Raw genomic sequence first — 15,498 nt, 5'->3', positions numbered from 1 at the left:
TTGTATTGTTTTAATCAATAATATTTTAAAAATGGGTAGTCCTGAGAGGCGAAAAACTGTAACTTTTGGGTTCTGGTGGTAGTTTACCCTACCTTTCATACCAATATGCTGTTTTCCAATTGCCTACAATTGAAATCTCAGTTTTAATTGTTCCCAGGTCATTAAGTCCCCCTCATATATCATAAGGGCATCCACAGCGGCCTTTTCGGTCTTAAAAGCAGTTAAAAATTCGCCCATCGGGCTTGGAAGGCGGTTACTTATAAGATAGGTTGCTTTGGTAGCATTGATCAATTCCCCTGGTTGGTCAAAATCGTTTACCAGGTAAAGCGCAATCTGCTTCTGGTCCAAATCCTTGACGTGATTCATCATACATTCAGTTGAATCGAACTTAAAGACCTTTCCTTTATCCGTAACAATTTCGGCTGCATGTTGCCTATCCACAATGGTCATACTACAGAAGTGACATCCATCAGATCCATATACTATGGGTTGAGGACCTATACCACAGGAAGAAGCAAATAATAGGAATAAAAAAATAAGTATTCTGTAGTTCACCATACCTTCAATTTTTTAAAATTATGCGGCAACCGCTTCTTTTGGCTCCTGTTTTACAACGGACCTCGTGCTTTTCCAGCCTAAATATGAAGCTGCCAAAGTAAGTGCCATGCCAACAAACATGGCGTATGCACCAAAACTTGGAAGTGAAGTTACGTCAAAATTCAACATCTTTTGATTCCCAAACAAGGGCGGTTTATAAGTCATTGGCGTTCCATCCTCATTAACCACTTTTATAATGGCGTGGGGATCTAAATTGGAGCCATAGTCCGTTAACCATACATTAAAATCGTACATACCCAATATTCCTAAAATAGACATTAGAAGAAACCAGCCCAAAAACCATTTGTAATCTACTTTTCCATAAAATCCCAGCAGCCCTATAAGTACCCCGAAGACTATCATTCCGATAATAACCTTGGGGAAAATATTAAATTCCCACATTTCACCAGGTTTAGGTATGGTCTTCATTCCTATATAATGATTGAGCCCGTCTATATTCTGCAGATCAAATTCCGAGACACCCTGAATTCCCGAGATATGTATATTCATTCCCAATGGCTCGGGATACTGTGGTGCACCCAACATAATATTCCATAAAGGAAAGGCAAACAAACCCAATAAAAACAATGGGCCTATAATCATTAATAAACTTGCTTTTTTCATTACTGCGGTCTTTATAAGTTACAAATCGAAAAATGTTTTGGATGGTTTTCCTATTCTTTAACTTGTTAAAAAAGCGGGCAGATAGTTAAACCAGACCCGCTTTTTTTTATTAAAAACAAAATTTAAGTAAAACTAATCGCCTAGGGACCATGAAATTTCCAAATTGGAACTTGCCGGTGAAACCCTAACATAACCTTGCATCTCCTGGTGAAGAGCAGAACAGAAATCGGTACAATAGAACGGCCATACCCCAACTTGCTTAGGCTCCCAAATTATTGTCTTGGTCTGCCCTGGCATAACCAACAATTCTGAGGTATTTGCTCCTATCACAGCAAAACCGTGTGGTACATCAAAATCCTGCTCTTGATTCGTTATATGAAAATACACCTTGTCACCTACCTTGACACCTTCAATGTTATCGGGGGTAAAATGGCTTCGTATCGTTGACATATAAATATGTACATCTTTACCTTCACGTACCACTTTGGCATCATTTGCTCCTAAAGTAGCGTAGGGGTGTTTGTTTTCTGAGAGTTTATAAAACTTTTTCGATTTAGGAGCCAACAATTCAGCTGGGATTCCTGCTGCATAATGTGGCTCCCCATGAGTAGGGAAATCATAAAGAAGTTCCATTTTTTCACCAGAGATATCATAAATCTGAGCCGAGTGCTCCATCTCTGGACCAACTGGTAAATACCTATCTTTTGTAATCTTATTAAGTGCTACTACATACTTTCCAAAAGGTTTTCTTGAATTTCCACCTGGAATCATCAAGTGACCTACAGAGTAATAAGTTGGTTTTCTATCGATAACCTCCCAAGTCCCCAATTTCCATTTTACAACTTCCGAAGAAATAAAGAAGGTAGTATATGCATTGCCCTCACCATCAAACTCGGTATGCAATGGCCCAAGACCACCACTTTTTACCGTCCCGGCAAGTACATCTTCAAATTTCAAGATAGGTATACCATACGCCTCACCATCAAACTTTTTACCCTCAATAGCAGCAATCATATTATCAAAAGAGTGTATTGTTAAGTCCGCAGATAATTTACCATTACCAATGATGTATTCTCCAGAAGGATCAACATCACAACCGTGGGGAGATTTTGGAGTTGGCAGAAAGAATACCGCGCCAGGTACATCTAGTGGGTTTACTGTAAGTACTTCTTTTTTCATGGTACTTGTTGCTGTATGTGTAGACTCATCATATACGTTATGCGCGTAATTGGCCGGCATTTTGGTTCCTCCACCATTGTTAACATACTCCTCAACCTTTTTCCAGTTTATAGCGGCTATAAAATCTTTGTCGTTCTGGGAAGAATTCACTTCTTGTAATGTACTGGCTTCCTCAGTATTATAGGTAGTAAAGAAGAACCAACCATGGGATTTTCCACGTCCGGGATGCGAAAGATCATAGTTAAACCCAGGCATTATGATTTGGAATTTAATATCCATATGGCCGTGTTCGGGCTCAACACTTATGAAAGATAGAGCCCCTTGAAAGTTTCCTTTATACTCGTTTATGGGCATATCACGCTGTGGAATAGGTACCGAAAAGCGTGTTCCAGCCACAACATATTCAGAATTCTCTGTAACAAAAGATGAACTGTGATTACCGGCACTATTGGGCACCTCAATAATCTCTTCTGTTTCAAAGGTCGTTAAGCTTATCCGTGCAATCCTTGGTGTATTATTACCATTAATAAAGATCCAGCGTCCATCCAGTTCTCCGTTAGTTTGCGAAATATCTGGGTGGTGGGAATCATCCCAGGGCACAAACCCGTGAGAGGTATTTAACATAGGCTTTGTTTCTTCAGAATAGCCATAGCCCGAAGTGGGAAATTGTGAGAATACGGGAATTTCCTTGAACATACGTCCAGATGGCAGGCCGTAAACTGTTAAATTGCCACTATATCCTCCAGACATGAAAGCGTAAAATTCATCATGTTCCCCTGGAGCCACATAGACTTTTTCGGCATTGCTCGAGTTTAATGCCCCGGAAGAACCTTTACCTTGGTTACCGTTACCGCAACTCGTCAATAAGCCGGCAAAGCCTAAGAATCCTAGTACTAAATAAGTATATTTTTTCATTGTTTATAATTTAATTGTTTATTGAGTTTTATAGTTATTCTGTAGTAGGTAACATTACCTTGTCTACCACATGTACTATTCCATTGCCCGCAGGTACACTGGCCAAAATTTTAGCGCCTCCTACCAAAACATCTTCCCCTACTACCTCAACGGCAACGTTCTGATCATTGGCCTGCCCCAATTTTTTAAACTTCATTAAAAATTCCTTGCTGTAATTACCAGCGGTAACATGATATTTTAGAATATTTGCCAAAGCGTCTTTGTTCTCCGGTTTTAAAAGATCTTCCACAGTACCTGCCGGTAGTGCGGCAAAAGCCTCATTCGTAGGTGCAAATACCATTAGGGGACCTGCATTTACCAAAACGTTTTCCAATTGTGCAGCCTGCACGGCCGCCACTAAAGTGGTATGGTCCGGGGAGCCTATGGCAATTTGCAATACATTAGGGGTAGAACCATCATTCTCTATGTAGGCTTGTCCCTGCTTTTCCACCTCTTCCGTTCCTACATTGTCAGAATTTGGAGTCGTTGTCGTTTTTGATTCATTTTTACAACCGGACGTAAGGCCCAGAATAAAAAATGACACCACCATTAATTTTATGTAATTGGTCGGAAACATAGTTGTATATATTTAATTTTATAAGGTTCTAAAATATTCCAATACTGCTCTTGCCTGTTCTTCGGTTAGATTTTGATTGGCCATTGGAGCGCCGTTAAACTCTGCCAATAATGCTTTTGCCAATGGATCTTCCTTAACCATAACCTCAGGATTCAAAATCATGTTCATGACCCATTCCGGACTACGTCTTTCCAAGACACCATCTGGGGCCGGCCCAATGAACTTCTTACCAACTCTATGGCAGGCCAAACACATTTGACCGTATATTTCCTCACCTTTTTTAGCCATTTCTTGATCAATTTCGGCCGCCAAGGTTACAGAGGTAATTGGCCCCACCCCCTTATTGGTTAAATCAATGGTCTCTGAAGCCTTGGTAGTTACTTCCGCCGGATTGGGTGCAGGTTGCTCGGTTGTAGTTTTTGCCCTATCTACACTAAAACCTTCTTTTTTCTTTTCTTCTTTACCACCACAGCTCATCATCAAAACCGAAAAAAGAACTGCGCTACTTTTTAAAATTATTTTCATTTGCTTATTATTTAATTGTTATTGGTCAATGTTTATTAATTATTCGTAATATTTAAATCGGTGCATATGAATTGTCCATTTCACTTATCGTTTATTGGTTTTAACAATTTATTTGGACAAAATTAGGCTGCCATTGAAACAAAAAACATGATAAAAATCATATTAAGGATAAAATTGTCCTTTTTTAAAAATTTTAAGGGGAGTGAATCAAGTATACAGCCCCTTCTTATGGAACAAAACTTCAAGAAAAATATCAAGCCCTTGAGTATCAAAGTACTACCTACTTCTTTCTATAAGTTCTATTATTTTTGAATGTTGGGAAATATCCTGGACGCAATTGTCTTTTAAATCTTTTACATATCTTAGTGAAAGCACTAAACCAGAATCATCTGTGCTATTGGCCTAATATTATTTAGGACTGTTTAAAATTACTTTCAACCTAAACATTGAAAGCACAAGTATGGATAATTAAGATTTCCACCATTACCAAATGGTTTAATACCATTTTACATTTAGATGAAACTTAGTAATCCTAGGTAATTTTTTAGCTAATTGATCCTGGCACCTGGTCCTAGTAAAATAATTCCGTGCCGGGTTATGAAACTGTAATATATGACCCACTATAATATCATTGTTGATAAGGAAAATTTTAATATTGGCCCAAAGGATATCGTATCCTCAGATATAATTGCCACTGGTACGCTGCAATATCATGCCTTACAGGACAATCAATCCTATATCGTCAATATCCTAAATGCCGATTTTGCCAGCAAAACAATGACTGTGGAGGTCAATGGCAATAGTTATGAAATGACCCTGGCGGACGAATACGATCAGATGGTTGAAAAAATGGGTTTATTAACTGCCAAAACGCATAAAATAAATAGTATTAAAGCTCCTATGCCCGGACTTATTATAGATATTATGGCCACGATAGGGCAAAAGGTGGAAGCCGGTAACCCGTTGATCGTGCTATCGGCAATGAAAATGGAAAATATAATCACTTCCACTGGGGAAGGGATTGTAAAAAATATCGAAGTCAAAGTTAATGATGCGGTTGACAAAGGACAGATTATAATTGAAATGGAATAAGCTTAGTATATAGATGAAAAAAATATTGGTAGCCAACCGTGGAGAAATAGCATTACGGATCATGCGGACAGCCCATAAGATGGGGATAAAAACCGTTGCCGTTTATTCGGATGCAGATAGGGACGCGCCTCATGTTCGCTTTGCAAATGAGGCGGTACATTTGGGAAATTCACCCTCTTCGGAATCCTACTTGGATATGGATAAAATAGTGAATGCGGCCCACCAAACCAAGGCTGAAGGTATTCACCCAGGCTATGGGTTTTTAAGTGAGAATGCTGCTTTTGCCCAACTTGTAACCAAAAACGGACTATGTTTTATTGGTCCAAAACCACATGCCATAGAAGTTATGGGCGATAAATTAGCGGCCAAAGAGGCCGTAAAAGGTTATAATATTCCCATGGTACCTGGAATTGAGGAGGCCATTACCGATATTGCCCTGGCCCAGAAAATTTCCAAAAATATCGGCTTTCCTGTTTTAATAAAAGCCTCAGCCGGTGGCGGAGGTAAAGGCATGAGGGTAGTACATCACCTTTCCGAATTACCTGAACAAATGGAGCGTGCCATTAGCGAGGCCAAGGCTGCTTTTGGAAATGGTTCCGTCTTCTTGGAAAAATATATTGAATCTCCCAGACATATTGAAATCCAAATACTGGCCGATACCCATGGCAATATTTTACACCTTTTTGAACGGGAATGTAGTATACAAAGAAGACACCAAAAAGTTGTGGAAGAAGCTCCATCTGCCATATTGACTCCAGAAATAAGAACAGCAATGGGGGAAGCGGCCGTAAAAGTAGCCAAGGCGTGTGACTATGTAGGTGCAGGAACCGTGGAGTTTCTATTGGATGGTGATAACAAATTTTATTTTCTTGAAATGAACACCCGCTTGCAGGTAGAGCATCCGGTAACGGAATTGATTACTGGTATTGATCTGGTGGAGCAACAGATAAAAATTGCTAGAAATGAAAAATTGGCATTTTCACAGGAGGATTTAAGTATTAAGGGACATGCTCTTGAAGTTAGGGTCTATGCGGAGGATCCCATGAACAATTTTTTACCCAGTATGGGCACTTTGGAAACCTATAAGCGTCCAGTAGGCGAAGGCATTAGATTGGATGACGGCTTTGAGGAAGGCATGACCATACCCATTTTTTATGACCCCATGTTGGCCAAGTTAATTACTTATGGAAAAGATCGTGAGGAAGCCATTCAATTAATGATCCGTGCCATATCGGACTTTAAGATCAAGGGGATTTCCACTACCCTATCTTTTGGGAAGTTTGTTTGTGAACATGAAGCCTTCACTTCCGGAAATTTCGATACCCATTTTGTAAAGAACTACTTCACACCGGAATTATTACACCAACAATATGGGCAGGAGCGTAAAATTGCAGCTTTGGTAGGGTTAAAACTGTTCTTGGAGCACAACGATCAGCTTAGACTTCCCGATTATAAAAACTCCAATTGGTCATTAAATAGAACCAAGAGATAAACGCCACATGGACCAATAATTTTAAATGGCAAAAAGCATTAGTTAATGAAGGAAAACATAAAAGCACTCGAAGATAAAATTGCCAAGGCAAAATTGGGTGGAGGTCAAAAACGTATAGATGCCCAGCATTCCAAGAGCAAACTTACAGCCCGTGAGCGCATTCATTTTTTATTGGACGAGGGTTCGTTTGAAGAGCTGGGTGCCTTGGTAACCCACAGAACCAAAGATTTTGGTATGGGTAAACAAATATTTTATGGCGATGGGGTAGTTACCGGTTATGGAACCATTAATGGTAGACAGGTCTGTGTTTTCGCCCAGGATTTTACCGTATTTGGAGGTTCACTTTCCGAAACCCATGCCGAAAAAATTTGCAAGGTAATGGATATGGCCATGAAAATAGGAGTTCCCTTAATTGGATTGAACGACAGTGGCGGAGCAAGAATACAGGAAGGTGTAAGATCATTAGGCGGTTATGCAGATATCTTTCACAGAAATGTAATGGCTTCCGGCGTTATCCCACAAATATCGGCCATTATGGGCCCCTGTGCAGGTGGAGCTGTCTACTCCCCTGCCATGACCGACTTTACCCTAATGGTGGAAAATTCCAGTTATATGTTCGTCACCGGGCCCAATGTTGTAAAAACGGTAACCAATGAAGAGGTTAGTTCGGAAGAATTGGGCGGGGCAATGACCCATGCCACCAAATCCGGCGTTACCCATTTTACAGCGGAAAATGATTTGGATTGTATTGCTCAAATAAAGGAACTCATTGGTTTCTTGCCTCAAAATTGTGAGGAAACAACAAAACCACTGCCCTATTCCTTAAATACGGAAATCCGGGAAAAGTTGGAAACCATTATTCCCGAAAACGCCAATCAGCCATATGATATGCGACATATCATAACTGAAATCATTGATGATTCCCCATTCTTTGAAGTCCATAAGCATTATGCGGAAAATATAGTCGTGGGATTTGCAAGGTTGGCGGGAAAAAGTATTGGGATAGTTGCCAATCAGCCCATGAGCCTGGCCGGAGTTTTAGATGTAAACAGTTCCAAAAAAGCAGCCCGATTTACCCGTTTTTGTGATTGTTTCAATATTCCACTTTTGGTATTGGTAGATGTTCCTGGATTCCTACCAGGTACGGACCAGGAATGGAACGGTATTATCACCAATGGTGCCAAGTTGCTATATGCCCTAAGTGAGGCCACGGTTCCCAAAGTCACTGTTATTACCCGAAAAGCTTACGGTGGTGCGTATGACGTTATGAATTCCAAACATATTGGGGCAGACCTTAACTATGCATGGCCAGGAGCCGAAATTGCGGTAATGGGTGCCAAGGGAGCAAGCGAGATTATTTTCAGGAAAGAGATCACTTCGGCAGATGACCCCGATGCCATTCTAAAGGAAAAAGAGGAGGAATACGCCAATAAATTTGCCAACCCCTATAGCGCGGCGGAAAGAGGGTTTATAGACGAAGTTATTCACCCCAAGAATACCCGTAGAAAATTAATAAAGGCCTTTGCCCTGTTAGAGAATAAAGTGGTGAATTTGCCAAAGAAAAAACACGGAAACATACCTTTGTAATTTTACCAACAGCTTAAAGTAATATTGAATCAATACCATCACATGAGCAATTTAGAAGAACTTATACAATTACTTACCCTAGAACGTATTAATGACAATACCTTTGTGGGACAAAACTATCAAGCTCCCTGGGGCCGTGTTTTTGGGGGTCAGGTATTGGGACAGTCTTTGCATGCCGCCTACCAAACAGTTGCCGATGATCGCATTGCACACTCCATGCACGGGTATTTTATTTTAGGGGGAGACCTGAGCATTCCCATTACCTATGAAGTAGATTGTTTAAGGGACGGACGTAGTTTTACTACACGTAGAGTGGTAGCCAAGCAAAACGGCAAGGCTATCTTTAACATGGCCGCATCTTTTCAGGTCAAGGAAGATGGGGTGGAGCATCAGATTACCATGCCCAATTTAATTACCCCAAAAAAATTAATGAACAGCTTGGAACAAATTGAGGAAATGGAAAAAACAGATCCGGACTCCTATAATTATATAAAACTTACACATCCCAAAGTTTTTGAATTTAAACCGGTAGAACGCCTAACCGCCCTACTTGCTAAAAATGGTCCGCCATTTAACCACATGTGGATGCGCTCTACGGAAAAGGTAAAAGCCGATTTACCCTTGCAGCAGCAGTTATTGGCATATGCCTCCGATTACAACATACTTACCACCGCATCCCTACCACATCGCGAAGAACTTAGGAAGGGAAAGACTTTTTATGCCAGTATAGACCATGCCATATGGTTCCACCGCAAATTTAAAATAGACGAATGGCTTTTGTATACTATGGACAGTCCCAGTGCAGGTAATTCCAGAGGGTTTTCCAGAGGGAGTATTTTTGACAGAAATGGTGTTCTGGTCGCCTCCGTGGCACAGGAAGGATTAATGCGCAACACTAGGGCGGATTAAGAAAGACCCGTATTAATCTTAATATTATTCTAGCATTACCATCTTTTTTCATTCATACCCCTAAGTTTATTTTTATGGGTTTAAGCACCCATATTAACTGCTTCCATAGATCTATAAGTTCCTAATTTTTAGTATCTTGTATATAAAAAGTCATGAAAATGGACAGAAAAGCTTTTATTCAAAAAACAATGGGGGCCATGCTTATTGCTTTGCCTGCCTATTCGTTGGTCGCGTGTTCAAGTTCCGACAATGATTCGGATACCAACCCCGACCCTAATCCAAATCCAAATCCACAAGGTAACTGTTTGGCTAACGGAACCAAGAGTACAATTGCCACTAATCACGGACATAGTTTAGCTGTATCAACAGCCGATATACAGGCCGGCGCACAGAAAATCTATTCTATTCAAGGAAGTTCAGGTCATAATCATGAAGTAACCCTAACTGCGGCAAATTTTAATTCATTGAAAAGTAACAGTTCAATAACAGTTGATTCTACTTCTGGAGACGGACACACGCATTCAGTAACTGTATCCTGTGCGTGAGGCAAATATGACTAAGTTTATTTAGACAAAAAATAGCCCTTATGACAACTAAGGGCTGTTGTAATTCATAAATATTTAGTACAATTGTTGGAGATTTGGGCACCAAAATAATTTATATCGCATTTAAGGCCTATCCGTTTTTTTTATCTGAAATGCCCTGGATATGTTAAATCCGAAATGAATATCACCCTTAAAAAAATCACCTCCGGTCTCCGCAACAAATCCTTTTTCTATCATTGAAACAGAATTGGTTAGTATGAGCTGGAAAATGTGGCCCCCTGTTTCAATATCTACTCCAAATGCCAATGAATTATTAACATTTACAGATTCGAATGGATTAACATTGTAAAAGTATTCACCATTGAGAGAAACCCGTTTACTAATCTTAACACGCGTACCTAGGCCAATTGAAATAATATCATTGGGGTCAACAGATTCTGGAACGGTATTAAAATGGATAAAAGTTGGAGCTAATTGAACCGAAAGGCTGGGGCCGAATTTACGCGCAATCAAAAGCTGTCCTGTATAAGTCAATCGATCACTGAAAGAAGGCTTGTCGTCTGGCTCATAATCTTTTATGGTTTTTTGTGTAGCACTTCCAAAAACTGTGAGACCAAAAGGAAATGGGTTTTGTCCAGTTTTTTGCTGTAATAATCTATATTTCCCATAGACATCAAAAGTTTTTTCAAAAGAACTCCTGCCAAATGCCATAGTAAGTCTGTCGTTAATTGCATATTCAAGGCCAAACCTTATATTGGAGTCATCCAAGCCAAATAACTGTTCGAACCCGGAGTTAATACGACCGAAACGATGGGATATCAAAAATTCCAGTACGCCTTCCTTTCTGGTTTCCACAGAATGACCGTTCAATAACCTAGTACCATTGAAGGTACTAGCAACCAAAAAGGTTGTATCCGATGCCTCTTGGTCTAGAATATCTCCCAAATCCTGGGCAACACCATTAAAGGCGCAAAGTATAATTACTATACATGATAAGGCTTTTTTCATTTCTTCAAATTTAAAGTTTGTTATTGGCGACATGTAATTCGCAAATAAACATCTAGTTTGATATCGATTTTAAGATCGACTCTATTCACATTACTTATATGGTTTATGGCGAAGTTCAAAATTAACTTTAATGGTTTTGGCGATATTGTTTTCTACTATAGCCGGAATTTTTATGTCAAAGTCTGCAACTTCCACATAAAAATCACCCTTGAGTATTATCTCATCTTCATTAATTTCGACATTAACTTTTGTACTAATTTCCTTGTCACGTCCATGAACATTAAGTGTTCCTACAATTTCCGTCTCCCCTTTTAACTCATCCAACTCATTGAATTTCATGATTTTACCCGAGAAAGTTGCTTTTGGATATTTATAGGATTCCACATAATTCTCATTAAAGTGCTCCTGCATCAACGCTTTTTTAAACATAAATGATCGCATAAGGAGCTGAATCGCAATCTCGCCGGTATCACTATCCACAATACTTAAAACCTGATTATTGTCCGCCTTAATATCTTCCACTACGGAATGAGAAAAAAATGAAACATAACCATCTTTAGTAAGGAATTTTCCTTGGGCCGATACGCAATTCAACACCAATAAATTGATTATTATTATATAAATTTCCTTCATATTTTCACTCAACTAAGATACATCTAACCATAATAACATCCAGTAAAAATCCTGTACACTTTCCTTTTACCATAATCTCTTGGCCGTTTTTCAATTTTAAAACATTTGCATTTTCCTCTGGCAGCATATGGCAGATTACACTTGATTCTGAATCAGATGACTGTAGGGTTATTACACTATTGCCCTTGAGGGTGGAAATTTTGTGTATTTGCCCTTGAACTTGGATTATGCGCTCAGAATATTTCTTTTCAGCCTCTATACCTTGCTCCTTATATTCCTTAATAAGTTGATTAGCCGTTAAACTGTAATCCGATTTCGATTTTTCAATGTTGGCATGGGGTTTATTATAATATAAAAAAGAAACAACCAAACCAATAATGACAAGTACGAGCAAACTAAGGATTATTTTAAATTTTTTGCCTGTCATCCTTCCCAGCTTTAATTGTTCAGAGCACCTTGATCTACCCAGCAGCCAATGGAAGCTATTTGCTCATTGGTAAGACTGCCGTCTTTTGGCATTCTTCTATTCAAAGTTACTTCTTTGACAAGCTCCGCTATACCCTTTACGCCATTGAATGTTCTTAAATCAGGGGCAAATGGCTCATTACCATCTCCATTATGACAGGGCATACAATTATTATCGATCAACGGCCTTATGAAATCAGTATATGAAACTGCAATATCACAATTATTGACGCCCCCATCCACGGTTTCTTCCTCATAATTGTATTCGCATGATGCAATAGCAACTGCCAAGGAGATATTAAAGCCTATTGAAAATATTTTTTTCATCTGTTTAAATTAAGTTTTTTTTGATAGACTTGCCTACATTTAGACAAGTGTTATTCATGAAGGTACTTTGTACTCAACATCCAAACTTATCACGGGTTATTTCAAATGGTATAACCTCCACCTAAGAAAAAAATTGGCTTACATTATTGTGCCAGAGCTGTATTTACGTTAGCGATAGGCCAAACTCCAGCTGCAGGAAAACTTACACCTTTATTATCACCACGTGCACTGTCCTGCCCAAAATAATACAAAGGCCAACCTTTGTAAGTGATCTGTGTTCTTCCATATACTTCAATTGACCCAAAGTCATTTACCTCTAAAATACTAGGGATGCTTCCCAAATCTATTTCCGCTATGGGCCAGACCGAATTGTTGGAAAAATCAGGATTGGTAAAACTATTCATATCCTTGGTATCGTTAATAAAAATATATAGGGTATTGCCATTGGTGTCGGTTATATATGAGGTAAGCCCGTCACCTTCAGAATAATCCTCCAAATAATTTTTTCCGTCATGGCCAATCAATTGCGCACGGCCATACATTAGGGAATAGTCCGGCTTGGCAACATACCAGACATTATTGAATGCATCTCCATTGGTGTCCCCATCTACGGCATCACTGGCGTAGTAATATAATGGCCATCCTTTGTAAGTAGTCTGTTTTGAACCGTCCGTACGATCAATGGTAGCAAAATCCATCTCATCCAATCCGGCATCCAGGGTAAGATCCTCCACATAAAAGATAGGCCATAGGTCCAAACAACCACCAAGACAAACTGAAGTGTCTTGAGTATCCCTAGAAAAGAAATAAAGTGTTGCACCATTGGAATCGGTCAATATTTTTCCGAAGGTGGCATTTTCGTTTAGTTTAACCGAATTTTCAACCGGCTGTGGTTCCGGGGCCATCGGAGTATCAACATTGGCAATTGGCCAAATTCCTGGAGCAGGAAAACTAATCCCCTTATTGTCCCCGCGTTCCGTATCCTGACCAAAGTAGTACAATGGCCAACCTTTATAAGTAATTTGAGTTCGTCCATATACGTCTATGGACCCAAACTCATCAACCTCTAAAATACTAGGGATACTTGCCAAATCTATTTCCGCTACCGGCCATACTGCATCATTAGAAAAATCGGGATTAGTGAAACTATTGGTGTCTTTGCTGTCATTAATGAAAATATACAATGTTCTCCCTTCAATATCGGTAAGGTAAAAAGTATTCCCCTCACCTTCCGTATAATCTTCCAGATAATTTTTCCCATCATGCCCAATCAATTGAGATTGTACGTACATGAGCGAATAATCTGGTTTGGCAACAAACCAAACATTGTTAAATGCGTCTCCTTTAGTGTCGCCCGCAGGACCATCTCCTGAATAATAGTAAAGGGGCCAGCCCTTATATGTTGTTTGCTTAGAACCATCGACACGGTCAATGGTAGTAAAATCCGATAAATCCAAACCAGCATCTACCGTTATTTTCTCTGAATAGAATACTGGCCAAACACCCAAGCATCCATCAGAACATTCCGAGGTTTCCTTGGTGTCCCTGGAAAAAAAGTATAGGGTAGCACCATTGGCATCCGTCAATATTTTACCAAATGAAGTATTATTGGCCAATTTTACAGTATTAACTGTTGGTTCCGGTTCAATTGGATCGGGGTCTCCATCATTATTATTACTACATCCAATACACATTAAGCTAAGGATGAACCATAAGGAATGTATTTTTTTCATAATTTGTGATGTGTTAAGATTAATTATAGGAAGTAAATTAACCTCACACCTTCCACAATTTCAAAAAAAATTATGTGAAGGGGAAAATATTGAGTTTGAAACGGAAAAATTAACTTTAAAAATTCGACCTTCTTTTGAAAAAGGACAATCTCTATTTACTTACGTTGCTTGCCATTTCCTTAATAGTCTTTATTATAGGTTATTTTGCCATGAGCTATATGCTTAATGAAAGTACAAGCCAAATTCTTGCAATTCAGATAGAATCCAGTAAACGAGAAGCAAAGGAATTGGCAGGATTGATATCGACACAATTGGATAATGGAATAGATCGCCAAATAGTGATTAATAATTTTCAAAAAAATATTGAAGGGACCAATCTGGAAACCGGATTTGTCTGTATGTTGGACTGGTCAGGTGTAGAAATTTGCCATCCAGATCCACAAAAAATAGGTAAAAAAAATAATCCAGATGTATCTTATACCAGAGCTTTGGACAGTGAAATAAATCCTGGGGAATTTTACGACCTTATCAGCAATAAAAAGCAAAAGAGCGACCCATCAATTGGAAATACTAATTCCCCAATTATTTATCTCTATCCCGTAAAAAATTCTGACTGGATAATGGCGGCGCATGCCAATCTGGATAAAATTGAAGAACAGCTGAAAGGGCTTAAAGTAAATTTTTTGCTGATATATTTACTTTCTAGTTCTGTAATTTCCCTGTTAGCCTTGCTGATGGTTCGTTTTTTAGGGAGCTATTATGAAAAGGCATTGGAATTGAAAAATGAGAAATTAGCAGAAGAAGTAATAAGTTTATCCAAGTTAAATTCAGATTTGTACTTCCTCAAGAACCAATTAAACAAGAAGAATGAAAAAGAAGATAAAGGTGATGAAGGCGATGACAATAATAAAATAAAAAACCGTTTGCTAACCTACTCTAAAGACAAACTCATTTCGGTAAGAGTAGATGAAATTGCCTTTGTTAATACCGAGAATTCATTGACTACAATAACCTGTTTGGATGGTCAAAAACATTCAAGTACCTCTAGCCTGGATGAACTGATCAGCAGTCTAGACCCTTCATATTTCTTTAGGGCCAATAGACAATTTATTATTTCGGTAAAGGGGATTTATGAGATTTTTAGATATGGTAACAATCAACTTAAGATTAAATTAAATCCCGCATCCAGTAAGACCATAGTTATTAGTAAGAATAAGGTTTCTGAATTTAAAAAATGGCTTAACTATTAAT

General features: G+C 38.9%; 16 protein-coding genes. 6 read left to right on the top strand and 10 right to left on the bottom strand.

Annotated features, from left to right (window positions below):
- Positions 1 to 123 precede the first annotated feature (123 nt).
- The 5 genes from MWU78_RS03745 to MWU78_RS03725 form a co-directional block, all read right to left on the bottom strand.
- A complete protein-coding gene (locus MWU78_RS03745) occupies positions 124 to 558 on the bottom strand; it encodes a nitrous oxide reductase accessory protein NosL (RefSeq protein WP_246995109.1) in 435 nt (144 codons plus the stop codon).
- 18 nt (positions 559 to 576) lie between these two features.
- Entirely contained in the window at positions 577 to 1,221 is a 645-nt protein-coding gene (locus MWU78_RS03740) for a hypothetical protein (protein ID WP_246995107.1), read from the bottom strand.
- A gap of 132 nt (positions 1,222 to 1,353) precedes the next feature.
- Positions 1,354 to 3,315 carry a Sec-dependent nitrous-oxide reductase gene (gene nosZ / locus MWU78_RS03735; protein WP_246995105.1) on the bottom strand — a complete coding sequence of 654 codons (1,962 nt, stop codon included), beginning with the start codon at positions 3,313 to 3,315 and terminating at the stop codon, positions 1,354 to 1,356.
- A gap of 34 nt (positions 3,316 to 3,349) precedes the next feature.
- A complete protein-coding gene (locus MWU78_RS03730) occupies positions 3,350 to 3,931 on the bottom strand; it encodes a fasciclin domain-containing protein (RefSeq protein WP_246995103.1) in 582 nt (193 codons plus the stop codon).
- Positions 3,932 to 3,949: 18 nt separating this feature from the next.
- The gene (locus MWU78_RS03725) at positions 3,950 to 4,456 is read right to left on the bottom strand and encodes a cytochrome c (protein WP_246995101.1); all 507 of its coding nucleotides are present in this window, start codon (positions 4,454 to 4,456) and stop codon (positions 3,950 to 3,952) included.
- 612 nt (positions 4,457 to 5,068) lie between these two features.
- Between MWU78_RS03725 and MWU78_RS03720 the strand changes: the two genes are divergently transcribed.
- From MWU78_RS03720 to MWU78_RS03700, 5 genes are all read left to right on the top strand, one after another.
- A complete protein-coding gene (locus MWU78_RS03720) occupies positions 5,069 to 5,548 on the top strand; it encodes an acetyl-CoA carboxylase biotin carboxyl carrier protein subunit (protein WP_246995099.1) in 480 nt (159 codons plus the stop codon).
- A gap of 13 nt (positions 5,549 to 5,561) precedes the next feature.
- The gene (accC, locus tag MWU78_RS03715; RefSeq protein WP_246995097.1) at positions 5,562 to 7,040 is read left to right on the top strand and encodes an acetyl-CoA carboxylase biotin carboxylase subunit; all 1,479 of its coding nucleotides are present in this window, start codon (positions 5,562 to 5,564) and stop codon (positions 7,038 to 7,040) included.
- A gap of 45 nt (positions 7,041 to 7,085) precedes the next feature.
- Positions 7,086 to 8,627 carry an acyl-CoA carboxylase subunit beta gene (locus tag MWU78_RS03710; RefSeq protein WP_246995095.1) on the top strand — a complete coding sequence of 514 codons (1,542 nt, stop codon included), beginning with the start codon at positions 7,086 to 7,088 and terminating at the stop codon, positions 8,625 to 8,627.
- A 42-nt stretch (positions 8,628 to 8,669) separates the two neighbouring features.
- Positions 8,670 to 9,536, top strand: coding sequence for an acyl-CoA thioesterase II (locus MWU78_RS03705; protein ID WP_246995093.1), 867 nt, complete (start codon positions 8,670 to 8,672; stop codon positions 9,534 to 9,536).
- 158 nt (positions 9,537 to 9,694) lie between these two features.
- Positions 9,695 to 10,081 (top strand): hypothetical protein, encoded by a 387-nt coding sequence (locus tag MWU78_RS03700; RefSeq protein ID WP_246995091.1) that lies wholly within the window; start codon positions 9,695 to 9,697, stop codon positions 10,079 to 10,081.
- 123 nt (positions 10,082 to 10,204) lie between these two features.
- Here MWU78_RS03700 and MWU78_RS03695 read toward each other — a convergent pair whose 3' ends face one another.
- The 5 genes from MWU78_RS03695 to MWU78_RS03675 all read right to left on the bottom strand — a co-directional run bounded on the left by MWU78_RS03695 (position 10,205) and on the right by MWU78_RS03675 (position 14,247).
- Positions 10,205 to 11,089, bottom strand: a complete 885-nt coding sequence (locus MWU78_RS03695) for a DUF5777 family beta-barrel protein (protein WP_246995089.1) — start codon at positions 11,087 to 11,089, stop codon at positions 10,205 to 10,207.
- 90 nt (positions 11,090 to 11,179) lie between these two features.
- Positions 11,180 to 11,722, bottom strand: coding sequence for a YceI family protein (locus tag MWU78_RS03690; protein ID WP_246995087.1), 543 nt, complete (start codon positions 11,720 to 11,722; stop codon positions 11,180 to 11,182).
- A 4-nt stretch (positions 11,723 to 11,726) separates the two neighbouring features.
- The gene (locus MWU78_RS03685) at positions 11,727 to 12,149 is read right to left on the bottom strand and encodes an OB-fold putative lipoprotein (RefSeq protein ID WP_246995086.1); all 423 of its coding nucleotides are present in this window, start codon (positions 12,147 to 12,149) and stop codon (positions 11,727 to 11,729) included.
- Positions 12,150 to 12,160: 11 nt separating this feature from the next.
- Positions 12,161 to 12,514 carry a cytochrome c gene (locus MWU78_RS03680; RefSeq protein WP_246995084.1) on the bottom strand — a complete coding sequence of 118 codons (354 nt, stop codon included), beginning with the start codon at positions 12,512 to 12,514 and terminating at the stop codon, positions 12,161 to 12,163.
- Between the two features lie 143 nt (positions 12,515 to 12,657).
- Entirely contained in the window at positions 12,658 to 14,247 is a 1,590-nt protein-coding gene (locus MWU78_RS03675) for a hypothetical protein (RefSeq protein ID WP_246995082.1), read from the bottom strand.
- Positions 14,248 to 14,381: 134 nt separating this feature from the next.
- On the opposite strand from MWU78_RS03675, the gene MWU78_RS03670 reads away from it, so the two are divergent.
- Entirely contained in the window at positions 14,382 to 15,497 is a 1,116-nt protein-coding gene (locus tag MWU78_RS03670) for a LytTR family transcriptional regulator (RefSeq protein ID WP_246995081.1), read from the top strand.
- Position 15,498 lies beyond the last annotated feature (1 nt).

This window comes from Arenibacter sp. F26102, from assembly GCF_023015865.1.
Lineage (GTDB): Bacteria > Bacteroidota > Bacteroidia > Flavobacteriales > Flavobacteriaceae > Arenibacter.
This window is presented reverse-complemented; position numbering and strand designations above follow the sequence as displayed.